Origin of the sequence: Parapontixanthobacter aurantiacus, assembly GCF_009827635.1 — a bacterium.
Taxonomy (GTDB): domain Bacteria; phylum Pseudomonadota; class Alphaproteobacteria; order Sphingomonadales; family Sphingomonadaceae; genus Parapontixanthobacter; species Parapontixanthobacter aurantiacus.
This window is the reverse complement of sequence record NZ_WTYW01000003.1, coordinates 130414-146420: the sequence shown is the minus strand read 5'-3', so window position 1 is coordinate 146420 and position 16007 is coordinate 130414. Positions and strand designations below refer to the sequence as shown.

Annotated in this window: 10 protein-coding genes; 5 read left to right on the top strand and 5 right to left on the bottom strand. The window is 62.9% G+C overall.

Annotated elements, in window-relative coordinates; genetic code table 11:
• Nucleotides 1-64: 64 nt before the first annotated feature.
• Nucleotides 65-2278: a TonB-dependent receptor gene (locus GRI38_RS11085; protein ID WP_237487511.1), complete on the top strand. Its 2214-nt coding sequence runs from the start codon at nucleotides 65-67 to the stop codon at nucleotides 2276-2278.
• 40 nt (nucleotides 2279-2318) lie between these two features.
• On the opposite strand, the gene GRI38_RS11080 is transcribed toward GRI38_RS11085, so the two are convergent.
• The 5 genes from GRI38_RS11080 to GRI38_RS11060 form a co-directional block, all read right to left on the bottom strand.
• Complete coding sequence (locus GRI38_RS11080) at nucleotides 2319-3506, bottom strand: saccharopine dehydrogenase family protein (RefSeq protein ID WP_160683790.1); 1188 nt, start codon at nucleotides 3504-3506, stop codon at nucleotides 2319-2321.
• Between the two features lie 90 nt (nucleotides 3507-3596).
• Nucleotides 3597-4151, bottom strand: a complete 555-nt coding sequence (gene dcd, locus GRI38_RS11075) for a dCTP deaminase (RefSeq protein ID WP_160683787.1) — start codon at nucleotides 4149-4151, stop codon at nucleotides 3597-3599.
• 61 nt (nucleotides 4152-4212) lie between these two features.
• Nucleotides 4213-4743 (bottom strand): hypothetical protein, encoded by a 531-nt coding sequence (locus GRI38_RS11070; protein WP_160683784.1) that lies wholly within the window; start codon nucleotides 4741-4743, stop codon nucleotides 4213-4215.
• Nucleotides 4744-4786: 43 nt separating this feature from the next.
• Nucleotides 4787-7966 (bottom strand): bifunctional proline dehydrogenase/L-glutamate gamma-semialdehyde dehydrogenase PutA, encoded by a 3180-nt coding sequence (gene putA, locus GRI38_RS11065; protein ID WP_160683781.1) that lies wholly within the window; start codon nucleotides 7964-7966, stop codon nucleotides 4787-4789.
• Nucleotides 7967-8033: 67 nt separating this feature from the next.
• A complete protein-coding gene (locus GRI38_RS11060; protein WP_160683778.1) occupies nucleotides 8034-8909 on the bottom strand; it encodes a phosphorylase family protein in 876 nt (291 codons plus the stop codon).
• Nucleotides 8910-9143: 234 nt separating this feature from the next.
• Here GRI38_RS11060 and GRI38_RS11055 point away from each other — a divergent pair, with 234 nt between their 5' ends.
• The 4 genes from GRI38_RS11055 (at nucleotide 9144) to GRI38_RS11040 (ending at nucleotide 15976) form a co-directional block, all read left to right on the top strand.
• Entirely contained in the window at nucleotides 9144-10043 is a 900-nt protein-coding gene (locus tag GRI38_RS11055) for an ABC transporter ATP-binding protein (protein ID WP_160683775.1), read from the top strand.
• Nucleotides 10044-13631: an ABC transporter permease/M1 family aminopeptidase gene (locus GRI38_RS11050; protein WP_160683772.1), complete on the top strand. Its 3588-nt coding sequence runs from the start codon at nucleotides 10044-10046 to the stop codon at nucleotides 13629-13631.
• A 123-nt stretch (nucleotides 13632-13754) separates the two neighbouring features.
• Nucleotides 13755-15326, top strand: a complete 1572-nt coding sequence (locus tag GRI38_RS11045; RefSeq protein WP_160683769.1) for a toll/interleukin-1 receptor domain-containing protein — start codon at nucleotides 13755-13757, stop codon at nucleotides 15324-15326.
• Nucleotides 15323-15976 (top strand): nucleotide synthetase, encoded by a 654-nt coding sequence (locus tag GRI38_RS11040; protein WP_160683766.1) that lies wholly within the window; start codon nucleotides 15323-15325, stop codon nucleotides 15974-15976. The genes GRI38_RS11045 and GRI38_RS11040 overlap by 4 nt, the downstream gene beginning before the upstream one ends.
• Nucleotides 15977-16007 lie beyond the last annotated feature (31 nt).

Here is a 16007-nt window from a genome sequence, read left to right as displayed (position 1 = left end):
GCGTTTGATCGATTTCCAAGTCTTTTATCAGAAAACTGCTGTTGCGCGGCCGGCAAAGATCGGTATGAGGCGCGTTATGTTGTATCATCATTTCACATTCAAGGTCGCCCTTCTCGCCGCAGTCTCGGCAGCCAGCATGGCATTCGCCGGACCTGCCCAAGCCCAGGAAACTGAGGAGCCCATCAGCACTCCCTCCGAGGATGCAGGCGATGAAGAGCCGCTCGACGATGACTTTCACAACCGGCGCATCGATCCCTTGAACCGGATCGTCGTGACCGCCGCGGGTCTGCGCCAACTCGACCTTCTTGCCGGTACGACCGTCGTCGAAGGCGAAGAATTGCAACGCAATCTCGACGGTCAGCTCGGCGAAGTCCTTGCCAGCCAGCCCGGCGTTTCCGCATCCGGTTTCGCACCCGGTGCCTCGCGACCGATCCTGCGCGGGTTCTCGGGCGAGCGCGTCAAGGTTCTGATTGACGGGATCGGCGCGATCGATGCCTCCAACACTTCGGACGACCACGCCGTATCCATCGATCCCCTAACAACCGAAGCGATCGAGGTTCTTCGTGGTCCCGCCGTCCTTCTATACGGCAGCCAGGCCATCGGCGGCGCAGTGAACGTCATCGACAAGCGCATTCCCCGCCGCTTCACGGACGAACCCTTTCACGTAGATTTCCTTGCGGGAACTGATTCCGCCACCGATCTGCGCGAATTCGGCGGCTCGGTCGATGCGATCCTGGGCGGCGGTTTCATCGGCCATGTCGATGGCTCATGGCGCAAGACCGACGACCTTGAGGTTCCCGGTTTTACAGTGGCGCCGGAGTTGCGGGCGGATCTGCTCGCCGACGCTGCCGAGGAACAAGAGGAAGGCAATTTCGAAGAGGCCGACGAGCTGCGCGAGGCAGCCGACCAGCGCGGTTTCCTGCCGAACAGCGCGACCGAAACCTGGAGCGCGAACGGCGGCATCGCCTTCTTCCGCGGCGATAGCAACATGGGCGTTTCGTTCGGAGTCTATGACACGATGTACGGCGTTCCGGGTCGACCGGGAGCGGGGCATCATCATGGCGAGGAAGAGGGCGAAGAGGAAGAAACCGGCGAAGAGGAAGGTGAAGAGCGCGTAAGCATAGGTCTTCGCCAGTATCGCGCCGATTTTCGCGGCGACATTGCGCTAGGAAACGGGCTGTTCGACCGGCTGAAGCTGAGGGCGGGATATTCCGACTACACGCATACGGAATTCGAAGGCGACGAGGTGGGCACGGTGTTCGATGTCAGCGGCATCGAGGCCCGGGCGGAACTGGTGCAGAACCCGTTCGGCGCGTTGCGAGGTTCGCTGGGCTTCCAATACTATACCCGCGATTTCGAAGCGATCGGCGAGGAGGCATTCGTCGCCCCGAACGAGACCGAGCAATTCGCACTGTTCGCCTTGCAGGAATATGGGAATGGACCAATCCAGCTCGAAGGGTCGGTCCGTTACGAGAACACTTCGGTCGACAGCATGACTTTGGGTATCGAACGCGATTTCGATACGATATCCGGGGCAATCGGCGTCGCCTACGAAGCGGACGATGCCTTCCGGACCGGCGTCAATGTCTCTCGCGTGGCGCGCGCGCCCGCCGGGGAAGAGCTGTTCGCCAACGGCCCCCACATCGCCACGCAGGCCTTCGAAATAGGCGATCCCGATCTCGAAAGCGAAAAGGCATGGGGCGTCGAACTGTTCGCCCGTGGTCGTCGGGGCGATGCCGAATTCAGCGTCGCTGCCTTTCGTAACTGGTTCGACGATTACATCTATCTCGCCCAGACCGGGGAAGAGGAAGACGATCTGCCCGTCTATGCCTTTCTTCAGCAGGGTGCGACCTATACCGGGATAGAGGGGCAGTTGATCTACGACTTCGTCGATACGGACGATCTGCGTCTCGGTACCGATCTGAGGGCGGAATATGTCCGCGCCGAACTGGACGACGATACCGACGTCCCGCGCATCCCCCCGCTCGGCCTGTCCGCCGCGCTGTTCGCGGAGATGGGGCAATTCGATGCGCGCGGCGAAGTCGAATGGTATGAAGATCAGACGCGAGTCGCGCCGTTCGAAACGACGACCGACGGATATACGTTCGTCAATGCCTCGCTCGCATGGCGTCCGTTCGAAGATAACGACGCGATCCGCCTGCTGGTGTCCGTCGACAATATCTTCGACGTCACCGGTCGGCGGGCGACGAGCTTTACCAAGGATTTCGTGCCGCTCGCCGGACGCAATTTCAAGGCGAGCATTCGGGCAAGTTTCTAGCTGGCCCGGCGGAGAGTTCGAAGGAGTACCTTTTTGCTCCTCAGCTCTCCGCTTCGAAAGTCAGGGCAGCATGCTCGCGCAACCGCTCGACCAGCGCCTCGCCGAGGAACGCTCCGGGTGTGCCGATCCCGCCCTCGGCATCGCAGTCGAGCAGCGCCATTCCGGTCTCGGCAAGCATTCGGCTGGTCGAACCATATCCCGGATCGTAGCGTCCCTTGACCGCATAGCGTAGCTTTTGCCCATCGGGCATCTCGCCGATGAAGAGTACGTCGTAGTAGCCGTTCTCTCGCTGCTCCGGCGTCGGACCTTCGCCCGGCTTTGGCCCGCCTTCGCCCGAAACCATGCTCTTCAGACCCGAAGCGATCGTTTCGGCCGCTTTCTTTCCCATCTCGCCCGGCGAAGTCAGCACCATTTCGTCATAGCGAAAATCTTTGCCGTAAGGATGGCCGCGCAGGAAGTTGGTGCGGTGGACGTTCTTCGTGTTGATGCCCGCCATGACGAAGGGGGCGGCCCATTTGCCCAGATCCTCCTCGTGCCGCGGGATCATGCCGCCGGGCTGTTCCGGCCCTTCGAAGCCGGGCGTCAGAGCGAACGGATTGCTCATCAGCTTGAAGAGCTTCGGGTTCTTCATCATGGTCTGCATGACGACCTTCATGCTCGCCGCAGTCCCGCCCGACCAGGTCCCCTCCATCGCGCGGACCCGTCCGCGAACCCTCGGGGCAGGCGCGCCGAACCGCTCCTTAGCTTCCTTCTGCAGCATGAGGACGCCGAGATCGAATGGAATGGAATCGAAGCCGGACGAGAAGCAGATGCGCGCACCGGTCGCCTTGGCCAGCGCGTCGTACTTGCCGATCATGTCGTAGATCCAGGTAGGCTCGCCTGTCAGATCGGCATAATCCGTGCCCGCGTCGCAGCAGGCTTTCACAAGCGGTTCGCCGTAGAGCGTATAGGGCCCGACGGTGGTGAGGACGACGCGAGTGCGTTCGCACATCGCGGCAAGCGTGTCGGGCTCGTCGGCATCGGCTACGATCAGCGGGACGGTCGCGGGCGCGCCGATTTCCTCGCGGACGGCTTCGAGTTTGCTGAGGGTCCGTCCCGCCATCGCCCATTTGGGGCCGTTGGCGGCCTCGCCATATTCGCGCACGAAATGCTCGGCGACGAGCCGCCCTGTATAACCGGTGGCGCCATAGACGACGATATCGAATTCCCGCGAGGATGCGTTGCCCATCAGTTCCTACTCCTTTGTGAGGAGGAATGTGCGCCTGGCAGGTCGCGAAGTCAAAGCCGCTACGGAACGGGGAAGCCGCTTACTGGCAGCCTAGAGGCGCGGCAGGGTGACGCCCTTTTGGCCCATATATTTGCCTGCCCGGTCGGCATAGGTGACTTCAGGTCGCTCGTTGCCTTGCAGGAACAGGAACTGGCACGCGCCTTCATTGGCGTAGATTTTCGCTGGCAAGGGTGTCGTATTCGAAAATTCGAGCGTGACGTGCCCCTCCCAACCCGGCTCCAGCGGAGTGACGTTCACGATGATGCCGCAGCGGGCATACGTCGACTTGCCGAGGCAGATGACGAGCACGTCCTCGGGCACGCGGAAATATTCGACGGTGCGCGCAAGGGCGAAGGAATTGGGCGGAATGACGCAGACATCCGTCTGGCGATCGACGAAGCTGGTCGCGGCGAAATCCTTGGGATCGACCACGGCATTGTCGACATTGGTGAAGATCTTGAACTCGTCGGCGACGCGCGCGTCATACCCGTAGGAGGAGAGGCCGTAGGAAATGCAGCCGTCGCGCCGCTGCGCTTCCACGAACGGTTCGATCATGCCGCGGTTCTGCGCCGCTTCGCGAATCCACTTGTCGCTCAGTATCGCCATGCAAGCCGTGATTCCCGAGCGTCGGGCTTCGCGCAAGATGCGTGGCGACAATGTTCCCCCGTTAGTCGATCGTCCTCGCGCCGAGCGAGGGATTGAGCATCGTCACGTGATTGAGCCATTTCTTGGGTCGACGCAGCATGTCGTCGGGATATTCGACGCTCAGTCCGACGATCTCGGCTATCCGCCCGACGAAGTGGATGCAGTTGCGAGTGTCGAGATCGTAATACTTGCCCGGCGCATCACGCCATGCGCGCATTTCCGCGACGATCGCGCGATATTGCGCATCGCTGATCGGAACGGAGAAATGGCGGTTCGTCTTGTCGATATATTTCGGCTCCTCGATCATGATGTCGTGCACGACCGGACCGCGCAAAACCGCCATCGTGGCGCGCTTGGCAGTGAAACCGTAATTCTCGTCGATTGCCTCGCCCGTTTCATCTAGCGTGCCGCGCATGACGATGAAAGTGTGCGGGTAGCGCCCGAACAGGACCGAGCCGTTAAAGCTGTGAAAGCTCAGCGTGACTTCGGCGCTCGCCGCCTGCGCCCAGAGGCAGGCGAGTAGAAGCACCGTCAATCTGGCAAGGCGTCTCATCGCGCTAGTTTCTAGCGAATCAGACCATCGGTGCAACGTCTTCCTAGCTGGCGAGGAGGCTGGCATTGCCACCCGCCGCCGTCGTATCGACGCAGACAACCTTTTCGGTGGCGAAGCGCGCGACGTAATGCGGACCCCCGGCCTTGGGGCCCGTGCCAGACAATCCATGGCCGCCGAAGGGCTGGCTTTCGACGACCGCGCCGATCTGATTGCGGTTGACGTAGAAATTGCCGACCTTGATGCGGCTTTCCACGAAGCGGCGCACATCGTCGATCCGGCTGTGCAGACCGCAGGTGAGGCCATAGCCGGTTGCATTGATATCCTCGACGACCTGTCCGAGTTCTTCGGCCTTGAAGCGGACGAAATGCAGGATCGGTCCGAAATTTTCGCGCTTCAGGTCGAGGATCGAGTTCATCTCGATAATAGTGGGTGCGACGAAGCATCCTTTCGACAAGCCATCGGGCAGTTCGCGCCGCCACATCGTGCGACCGTTCTTCCGCCGCCTTGCGACGTGCCGTTCGAGTGCCGCCTTCGCATCGGGATCGATGACCGGACCCACATCGACCGAAAGGTCAGCCGGGTCGCCGATGTTGAGCGTCTCGAACGCGCCGCGGATCATCGTCAGCAATTCATCTGCGACGTCGTCCTGCACGTAAAGGACGCGCAATGCGGAGCAGCGCTGCCCGGCGCTCTGGAACGCGCCAGCGACGACGTCCCGCGTGACCTGCTCGGGCAGGGCGGAACTGTCGACAATCATCGCGTTCTGCCCGCCCGTTTCCGCAATTAGCGTGGCGATAGGCGCATCGCGTGCAGCGAGGCTCTGGTTTATCCGGCGGGCCGTATCGCTGGAACCGGTAAAGGCAACGCCAGCGATGCGCGGGTCGGAGGTGATCGCTTCGCCGACATCGCCTGCCCCCGGCAAGAGCTGGAACACCTCTTCGGGAATGCCTGCCGCGTGACAAAGCTCGACCGCGAGGGCAGCAATGAGCGGCGTCTGCTCGGCAGGTTTTGCGACGACGGTATTGCCTGCCGCAAGGGCAGCTGCAGCAGGACCGATGAAGATTGCGAGCGGGAAGTTCCACGGACTGATCGTGGCGAAAACGCCGCGTCCACCGAGAGTGAGGTAGTTCTCTTCGCCGGTCGGTCCGGGCAGCATCGTCGGGCTCGTAAACTGCCGCCGTGCCTCGGCTGCATAATAGCGCAGGAAGTCGACCGCCTCACGCAGTTCGAGAACCGCATCGGCCAGGGTCTTGCCCGCTTCGCGCTGGCAGAGTGAAAGAAATTCGTCGCTGTGTTCCTCGAAAAGATCGGCCGCCGCCTCAAGCAGCAAGGCCCGCTTTTCTCCGCCCAACCGGTCCCAACCCGGCTGGATCGCCGCGGCACGGCCGATGGCCTCCGCCACTTCTTCGGGCAGGGTATCGCGGCGCGTGCCGACTTCGCGAGTAAGGTCGTGAGGCTTCGTGATCGGCGCCGTCTCGCCTTCCTCGTCGGAGCGGAAGGTCGGCTCGGCATGCCAGTGGCGGCTGCGCAAGGCGTCGAGCCGCTCGAGCAGCGGTTCACGGACCAGCGGGTCGGACAAGTCTATGCCTGCGCTGTTGCAACGTCCGGGAAAGATATCGCGGGGCAGCGGGATGTTCGGATTGCGCTTTGGCTCGAGCGCCGTCAGTTCGGCCACCGGATCGCCGGTCAGTTCGGCAACCGGGACTTCGGCATCGGCCATGCGGTTGACGAAGGAACTGTTTGCGCCGTTCTCAAGCAGGCGCCGCACGAGGTAGGCGAGGAGGTCCTTGTGTACGCCGACAGGCGCGTAGATGCGTACCGGGGTCTTGCGATTGCCTTCGCTTGCGGCGAGTTCCGCGTAGATTTCCTCGCCCATGCCGTGCAGTCGCTGAAATTCGAAGTCCGGCCCGTTATTCTCGGCTGCCAGTGCCTTGATCGCGCCGATGGTCTGCGCGTTATGTGTGGCGAAGGCAGGATAGACCGCATCGCCTGCCGCCAGCAGCTTCGCGGCACATGCAAGATAGGACACATCGGTCGCTACCTTGCGCGTAAAGACGGGATAATCGCTGAAGCCGCCGACCTGGCTCGCCTTAATCTCGGTGTCCCAATAGGCGCCCTTGACGAGCCGGACGAACAGCTTGCGGTCGTGTCTGCGCGCCAGTTTCACGACCCAGTCGCACAATGGCGCGGCACGCTTCTGATAGGCCTGGACGGCGAGGCCGAACCCTTCCCAACCCTGACCGGTACCGTTCTCGAACAGGCTGTCGTCGCTGCAGAGTGCTTCGAGAATGTCGAGCGACAATTCGAGGCGATCCGCTTCCTCGGCGTCGATGGTAAAGTGAATGTTCCCGTCGCGCGCCTTTCCGGCCAGATCGCGCAGCATCGGGACGAGCGCCGCCTTCGCCTCTTCGGCGTGCAAGAAGTTGTATTGCGGATAGAGTGCGGACAGCTTGACCGAGATGCCCGGCGCCTGTGCCATGTCGCGCGCTTTCTCGCGGGTCAGCCGCTCGATGGCACGCTCGTAAGCCGTGCGGTAGCGTTCGGCATCGGCGAACGTCATCGCCGCTTCGCCCAGCATGTCGAAGGAATGGGTAAGACCGCGGGCGCGTTCGGGCGCGGCGCGTTTCAAGGCTTCGTCGATCGTCCGGCCGAAGACGAACTGGCCGCCGAGGATACGCATCGCCTGCAAGGTCGCCTTGCGGATGACGGGCTCGCCTAACCGGTTGACCGTGCGCTTCAGCGTCTTTCCCATGCCGCGCTGATGTTCTTCGGGGCGTTCCAGCACTTCGCCCGTCAGCATGAGCGAGAAGGTCGCGGCGTTGACGAAGGTCGAACTGGATTCGCCCAGATGCTCGCTCCACTCGATATGGCCGAGCTTGTCCCTGATAAGGGCATCCGCCGTGCGCGCGTCGGGAACGCGCAGCAAAGCCTCGGCAAGGCACATCAGCGCGATGCCTTCCTCGGTGTCGAGCCCGAATTGCTGAAGGAACGCATCGATCCCGCTGGCTTTACGCCGGCGTGCGCCGGCGATCAGCCGCCCGGCAATGTCCGCCGCCGGTTCGTGAAGACGCGAAGTAATGGCAGCTTGCGCGATCCGCTCCTCGCAGCAGCTTTCCTCTTCCTGCCGATAGGCGATGCGAATTTTCGAGCGGTCGAGAAGTTTGGGACGCGTGCCCTCGGTCGCATGGGATGCGGGGCGCGGCGGGAATGCGATAGTTGCCATTGACGGCAATTACGCCTCGGCGGTTTCCGATGCAACCAGACCGTGAGGTCGTCCGTCGGAAGATGCGCTATCCCCCCGTCAGCAACCGTCCGGCCACCGCGTCGAGCCTGTCGAGCAGCGCCTTGTCGTGCTTGTCGGGCGCAGTGATGACTGCATCGTCGAGGGCGAAATCGATCGGCGAGGGCGTGCGATGTTCGGGCAGCGTGCGCACGAATTGCTCGATGGTCTTGCGCGCCATGTCGCTGTTCTTCTGCAACTGCTCGACGACCTGATCGACGCTGACCGGCTCCTCGTCCTCTCGCCAGCCATCGAAGTCGGTGACCAGCGTCATCAGCGCATAGGGCAGTTCCGCCTCACGTGCGAGCCGCGCCTCCGGCATCGCGGTCATGCCGATGACATCCGCGCCCCATTGCCGATAAAGGCGGCTTTCGGCGCGGGTCGAGAATTGCGGACCCTCGATCGCGATATAGGTCGCCCCGACGCTGACGTCGCTTCCAGCCATCTCAACCGCGTCGGCGCACCATTGCGACAGACGCGCGCAGGTTGGGTCGGCCATCGAGACATGCGCAACCAGTCCGCTGCCGAAGAAGCTCGCTGGTCGACCCTTCGTGTGATCGATGAACTGTTCCACCATGACCGCACGGCCCGGCGGCAATTCCTCGTTAAGCGAACCCACGGCGGAAACGGCGAGGATGTCAGTGCAGCCAGCCCGTTTCAGTGCGTCGATATTGGCGCGCGCATCGACCTCGCCGGGCGCAATGCGGTGACCGCGACCGTGGCGGGGAAGGAAGCGGACCTTCACGTTGCCGATCCGCCCGCACAGGATTTCGTCCGACACCTTGCCCCATGGCGAGCCGACCTCGATCCACTGCCGGTCTTCGATCGAATCCATCTGATAGAGACCCGATCCGCCGATGATGCCGATCACCCATTCGCCGCTCATTTGCCGTAAGTTCCCGTTCCGCCACGCCGTTTCAGCTTCAATGCCATAGCGCGAAGCGACTATCGAGCGGTTAATGACGACGAGTGCGATGCTCGCCCGGCCAGACGCAGCCGATAGAGGCTCGTTTGTCGTTTGTCGGAACGCTTGCTGACACGCGAGGGAAGCGCGGGTTAGGACTTGGCAGGATGTCGTGCATCGATAATACTGCATGGCAGGGACAGGGGGGGAAATTCAATGCTGGTTCTCGAAGGCGTAAGCCACGTCTATCCGAACGGAACGCGCGCGCTCGACGATGTCGGCCTGACCATTCCGACGGGAATGTTCGGCCTGCTCGGGCCCAATGGCGCGGGCAAGTCGACCCTCATGCGGACCATCGCCACCCTCCAGACCCCGACGCAGGGGCAGATCCGCTTCGGCGAGATCGACGTCATCGCGCAGCCCGAGCGGCTGCGGGAGAAGCTGGGTTACCTGCCGCAGGATTTCGGCGTCTACCCGCGCGTTTCCGCCTATGACATGCTCGACCACATGGCGGTGCTGAAGGGCATCGCGCGCAAGGGCGAGCGTAAGACCGTAGTCGAGACTCTGCTCAATCAGGTCAATTTGTGGGATGCGCGCAAGAAGGCCATCGCCGGGTTCTCGGGCGGGATGCGGCAACGCTTCGGCATCGCGCAGGCCCTGATCGGACAGCCCGAACTCATCATCGTCGACGAACCGACCGCCGGGCTCGACCCGGAAGAGCGCAATCGCTTCCTGAACCTGCTCGCCGCGATCGGAGAGAACGTGGTCGTCATCCTCTCGACGCATATCGTCGACGACGTGACCGACCTCTGCCCCCGCATGGCTATCCTCGCCGATGGCCGGATCATGCGCGAAGGCGCGCCGACCGACCTCATAGGCGAAACGCAGGGCGAGGTCTGGGCCAAGACCGTGGCGAGCGACGAGGTGGACGATCTGCGCGCGGCGCATCAGGTCATTTCGACGCGCCTGTCCGCGGGACGGACCATCGTGCACGTCCTCTCGCCCGACGATCCGGGCAATGGCTTCCGCCTCGCCACCGCCGATCTAGAGGACGTCTATTTCGCGACGCTTGCCCGCTCGCGCAACGCGGCTGCCACCCAGCGGGCGGCGGCTTAAATGTTCGCCAAGATCGCGCAGTTCGAGGCGCGTTACCAGCTCGGCGGCCCGGTCTTCTGGGTCGTAGCCATCCTGTTCTTCCTGCTGACCTTCGGCGCGACGAGCATCGATGAAATCCAGATCGGCGGGGGCGGCAACGTCAACGTCAATTCGCCGAGCGCGATCCACCTCGTCACCCTCGTCATGTCGATCTTCTTCGTGATGGTGACGACGGCGTTCGTCGCCAACGTCATCGTACGGGACGACGAAAGCGGCTTTGGCCCGATGGTCCGTTCGACAAGGGTGGGCAAGGTATCCTACCTGATGGGGCGCTTCACCGGAGCGTTCCTGGCGGCAGCGATAGCCTTTATCTTCGTGCCGCTCGGAATCTTCCTCGGCTCGATCATGCCGTGGCTCGACAGCGAGACTGTGGGGCCGAACCGCCTCGCCTATTACGCCAACGCCTACTTCCTGTTCGGCCTCGTCAACGTGTTCATCACCTCAGCCCTGTTCTTCGCCGTGGCGACCTTCACCCGCTCGATGATGCTGACCTATGTGGCAGTGCTCGCTTTCCTCGTCCTCTATTTCGTGAGCCAGGGCATCATCGGCAGCGATCCGGAATTGCGCGACCTCGGCGCGTGGATGGACCCGTTCGGCATCGGCGCCCTGGGCGAATCGATGCGCTACTGGACGGCCGCGGACAGCAACACGCGCCTGCCGCCGATCTCCGACCTCTTGCTCGGCAACCGCCTGTTGTGGATCGGCATCAGCATCGCCGCGCTCGCGCTCGCCGTCTGGCGGTTCAGCTTCACGCAGAAGGGCGCGTCGAAGCGGCAGGTCAGAAAGCAGCAGAAGCGCGCCGCGAAACTCGCCGCCGTCGAACCGCAGATCGCGGAAACGCTGGCCGCTCCCGATCCCTCGGGCGCGAAGTGGGCTAGGTTCTGGAGCCGGATGAAGTTCGAGGCGCGCCAAATCATGCGCAGCCCCGCTTTCTTCGTCCTGCTGATCATCGGCCTGCTCAATTCGCTGGGCGGCCTCTATGGCGCCAACCAGACCTACGGCACGGCCTCTTTGCCGACGACTTTCGTCGTCGTGCCGGTCCTGTTTGGTGCCTTCGCCCTCATCCCCATCATCATCGCCATCTATTATGCCGGCGAGCTCGTCTGGCGGGACAAGGACTTGAAGTTCGGGGAAATCGTCGATGCGACGTCCTTACCCAACTGGGCGTTTCTGTTGCCCAAGATGATCGCACTTTCGGTCGTGCTGATCGCGACGCTGACCGTCGGGATGCTCGGCGCGATCCTTATCCAGCTGGTGCGCGGCTACACCGAAATTGCCCTCGGCGACTACTTTGCCTGGTATGTCCTGCCCCTGTCGGTGGACATGATCATCCTCGCCGCGCTCGCCATTCTCGTGCAGGCGATCTCGCCGCACAAATATGTCGGGTGGGGCATCATGCTCGTTTACACCATCGCGACGATCACGCTGACGACCATCGGGTTCGAGCATCCGCTCTACAATTACGGTTCGACCGGCACGCCGCTGATCTCCGGCATGAACAGCGATGCGGTCGGCGCGGACAAGGCGTGGTGGCTGCGTCTTTACTGGGGCGGGGTGGCGCTCATCCTAGCCGTGCTGGCGCATCTTCTGTGGCGAAGGGGAAGCGATACGCGCCTCATGCCCCGGCTGAAGCGGATGCCGCGACGCCTCGTCGGAATGCCCGGCATCGTCGCGCTCGGCGGGCTGATCGTATCGGGCATCACCGGCATCTGGCTGTATCAGAACATGAACGTCGCCAACGTCTATCTCACGAGCGACCAGCAGGAAGAGCGACTGGCCGACTTCGAGAAGAAGTATCTGCGTTACGAGAACCTTCCGCAACCGGCGCTGTCGCATGTCGAACTGAACGTCGATCTCGATCCCGACCGCCTCGGCGTCGTCGTCGATGGCCGCTACGAACTCGTCAACGATACCGACGCGCCGATCGAGACGCTCCACGTCATCATGGCGAATTACGTGACGGAACTGACCGATGTCGATGTAGAAGGCGCGCGTCTCGAGACCGACGACGAAGAGTTCAACTATCGCATCTTCCGCTTCGCCGAACCGTTGCAGCCCGGCGAGCGGACGCAGATGACCTGGCGGACCGTGCGCGAGCGCAAGGGAATTACCGCGGGCACGGGCGATACGCGCCTCGTCGAGAACGGCACCTTCCTCAACAATAGCGAGTTCGCGCCAACCATCGGAATGAGCCAGGCGTTCCTGCTGACCGACCGGCAGACGCGCCGCGAATACGACCTGCCGCCTGAATTGCGTCCCGCCAAGCTAGGCGACGAGGACGCGCAGGATGCCAATTACGTCGGCGTGGACTGGGTGACGTCGGACATCACGATGACGACGAGCGCGGACCAGACCCCGATCGCTCCGGGCAGCCGTGTGTCCGACGTGACCGAGAATGGCCGGCGCACCGCGCGCTTCGTCGCGGACGAGCCGATCCTCGCCTTCTTCTCCATTCAGTCGGCTGATTACGAGGTGGCTCGCTCGACCAGCGACGGGGTGACGCTCGAAGTCTATTACGATGCCGATCACGCCTACAACGTCGAACGGATGCTCACGGCGATGGACATCTCGCTCGACTATTACCGCGAGAATTTCGGACCGTATCAGTTCGATTACGCGCGCATCGTCGAGTTCCCCGCCTACGCGACCTTTGCGCAGGCCTTCGCGGGAACGATGCCCTATTCCGAAAGCATCGGCTTCATCGCCGACTTCTCGGAAGAGATGGACATCGATTACGTCACCTATGTCGTGGCGCATGAAATGGCGCATCAGTACTGGGCGCACCAGCTCGTCGGCGCGAACATGCAGGGTGCGACCGCGCTTTCGGAAACGCTGGCCCAATACAGCGCGCTGATGGTGATGAAGGAGCTGTATGGCGAGGACAAGATCAGGCGCTTCCTGAAATACGAACTCGACAACTATCTGTCCGCGCGCGGCAGCGAGGCGCTGGAGGAACTGCCGCTGATGACCAATGAGGGGCAGGGCTACATCCATTACCGCAAGGGTTCGCTCGTCATGTATCTGATGCAGGACCGGTTCGGAGAGGATCGGGTCAATGCCGCCCTGTCCGACATGCTGGAACGCTGGCGCTTTGCCGGACCGCTCTATCCGATGGCGACCGAACTGACTTCGCGGATGCTGCGTCTCGCCGAAACCGACGCCGATCGTGAACTCGTGAAGGATCTATTCGCGCGCATCACTTTGTGGGATCTGAAAGTCGAAGACGCCGAAACCCGCAAATTGCCCGACGGGCAGTTCGAGACCACGGTGACGACGCAATCCGCGAAATACTATGCCGATGGCGAGGGGGCGGAGCGTGAGGCGCCGCTCGATGATCGGATTGGCATCGGCCTCTTCACCGAGCGACCCGGCTATGGCGAGTTCGATGCGGAAGACGTCATCGGCATCGCCCGGCGCGACATCGAAAGCGGCACGCAGACGTTCACTTTCGTGACCCGCGAGCGGCCCGCCTTCGTCGGGATCGACCCCTACAACAAATATATCGATCGCAATTCGGAGGACAACGTCTTCGCCCTCGAAACCAGCTGAGGGGGCAGCGTGGCCGGGCGATAGGTTTCCCTGCCGGGACCGATATTGTCATCGCTTGCCTCGCATGGCATTATTGCCTGCGGGCAACGAGGGGTCGCTGCCATTCAGGGCACGGGGCGGGCGATGGATCGCAAATACAGCGCATTTATCAGCTACAGCCATGCCGATGCGTCCTTCGCGCGCTGGCTGCATGGCAAGCTCGAGACCTTCCGCTTTCCGCCGCGGCTCGTCGGCCGGACGACCGAAGCCGGGACGGTCCCGCGCAAGCTCGGCCCCGTCTTCCGCGATCGCGAGGAACTGGCCGCCAGTCCCAGCCTGCCCGACCGGGTGCGCGAGGCGCTTGCCTCGTCCGACGCGCTGATCGTCATCTGTTCGCCCCGGGCGGCCGCCTCTCCGTGGGTCAACCGCGAAATCGAGGAGTTCCGCAAGCTCCGCCCGGATGCGCCGATCCTTCCCGCCCTGATCGAGGGAACGCCCGCCGATGCCTTTCCGCCGGCCCTGAAACTGGCGAGCGACACGCGCGAGGAAGCCGAGCCACTGGCCGCCGACTTCGCGAAGCACGCCGACGGGCGGCGCCTCGGCCTCCTCAAACTGCTCGCCGGTTTGTCAGGGGTTGCGCTCGCCGATCTCGTACAGCGCGATGCCCAGCGACGGATGCGCCGCGTGATGGCCGTCACGGCGGGCTCTATCCTCGTCATGCTAGGGCTGGGCGCAATGGCATATCTCGCAATTCAGAGTCGCAACGAGGCAGAGCGGCAGCGCAACCAGGCTGAGGGTCTCGTCGAATTCATGCTGACCGACCTTCGCGAGGAATTGCGCGGCGTCGGACGGCTCGACGTCATGACCGACGTCAACCGCCGGGCGATGGCCTATTACCGGGCACAGGGCGATCTCGAGCGCCTCTCGCCGGAAAGCCTGGAACGGCGCGCGCGCATCCTGCTCGCGATGGGGGAGGACGACAACAAGCGCCAGAACCGGGAGCTCGCGCGCCAGCGTTTTGCCGAGGCGCACCGCACCACGCAGGAGCAACTGCGGCGCGATCCGACCAATCCCGACCGGATGTTCGCTCATGGCCAGAGCGAGTACTGGCTCGGCTATTTCGCCTATGAGGACGAGGATTTTGAGACGGCGGAAGATCACTGGCGCGTCTATGCCGCATTGTCCGACAGGCTCGCCGAACTTGCCCCCGACAACGCGGAATACATGACCGAGGCGGGATACGCGCAGGGCAATCTGTGCACCATCTTCCTCGCACAGGACAAGCCGGCCCTGCCCGCCTGCGAAGCGGCCCTTGCACGAATGGAGGCGGTTGCCGCGCGCAATCCCGCCGACGCCAAAGCTAAGGAAAACGTCGCCAACCGGCACGCCTGGCTCGCCGATGCATGGGAAGCGGCAGGCAATCCGGAAAAGCGCGTCGCACACCGCTTGCGGCAGGCTGCGATCGTAGAGAGCCTGACCCGCGCGGAACCGGAAAACATCGATTACCGCGAGTTCTGGATGCTGACGCTCATCGGGCTGTCGGAAACGCTTCTGGAAACGGGCGACAGGCAAGAAGCGCAGCGGCGCGTCGCACAAGCACTGGCAATCGCGAACGATCTCCTCGCGCACGATCCCGCGAACAGTTTCTGGGAAGGCAAAAGGGTCGACATTCTGGCGCTGTCGCGGCGCATCGAGAGGGAAGGAAACGTCTCATGACCATTGACTTGAAGCGCGCGGGCCTCGCCGTTCCGACGGGCGATTTCGCCGCCGTCGAACCGCAATATGCCAGCTATCGCCGGCTCGAACGCAATGCGGCGACGGGCGCGTGGTATCTCGTCGCGCCGTTCAAGAACCGCAAGCTCGAAGAATGCGACTGGAAGGATGTCGTCGCCAGTTTCGCGAGCGACCCGGTCGAAGAGGTCTGCCGCACGGGCGACTTCGACTTCACCATCGAGAAAGGGCAGCCGCCGCTCAACCCCCTGTCGATCAACCTTTCCCGCCCGCAGATCCTCGTCCTGCATCTGCACGACAGCAGCGCCCTCCAATTCAGCGCAGCGGGCTCGGGCATCACCGTCAGCGAAAGCGATGCCGAACTGACCGCCTTGTCCGGCAAGCTCGTCACCTCGCAAGGGGAAACCCGGATCGTCCTGACGCCGGAACTGCCGGGCGAGGGAAGCGCATCGTTCGAAGGCTGTCGCATCGCCTTCTTCGCGGTCAAGCCGCCCAGCTCGGGCGCGCCCTTCGTCGTTCCGTTCAACCTCCATGTGGAACAGGCGGGCGAGATTGACGGTGCACCCTACAGTTTCCCCATTGTCATCGATCCGGACGTGCGCCACCCCGGCGGAAGCATGGCGCTGAGTTCCTGAGCCAAGGGACTTAGCGCCCGACCCCGTCAAC

Bases quoted from the DNA above. Each gene is read 5' to 3' on its own strand.
- GRI38_RS11085 (WP_237487511.1), top strand. From the start codon at position 65: ATGAGGCGCGTTATGTTGTATCATCATTTCACATTCAAGGTCGCCCTT.
- GRI38_RS11080 (WP_160683790.1), bottom strand. From the start codon at position 3,506: ATGGGCAACGCATCCTCGCGGGAATTCGATATCGTCGTCTATGGCGCC.
- dcd (WP_160683787.1), bottom strand. From the start codon at position 4,151: ATGGCGATACTGAGCGACAAGTGGATTCGCGAAGCGGCGCAGAACCGC.
- GRI38_RS11070 (WP_160683784.1), bottom strand. From the start codon at position 4,743: ATGAGACGCCTTGCCAGATTGACGGTGCTTCTACTCGCCTGCCTCTGG.
- putA (WP_160683781.1), bottom strand. From the start codon at position 7,966: ATGGCAACTATCGCATTCCCGCCGCGCCCCGCATCCCATGCGACCGAG.
- GRI38_RS11060 (WP_160683778.1), bottom strand. From the start codon at position 8,909: ATGAGCGGCGAATGGGTGATCGGCATCATCGGCGGATCGGGTCTCTAT.
- GRI38_RS11055 (WP_160683775.1), top strand. From the start codon at position 9,144: ATGCTGGTTCTCGAAGGCGTAAGCCACGTCTATCCGAACGGAACGCGC.
- GRI38_RS11050 (WP_160683772.1), top strand. From the start codon at position 10,044: ATGTTCGCCAAGATCGCGCAGTTCGAGGCGCGTTACCAGCTCGGCGGC.
- GRI38_RS11045 (WP_160683769.1), top strand. From the start codon at position 13,755: ATGGATCGCAAATACAGCGCATTTATCAGCTACAGCCATGCCGATGCG.
- GRI38_RS11040 (WP_160683766.1), top strand. From the start codon at position 15,323: ATGACCATTGACTTGAAGCGCGCGGGCCTCGCCGTTCCGACGGGCGAT.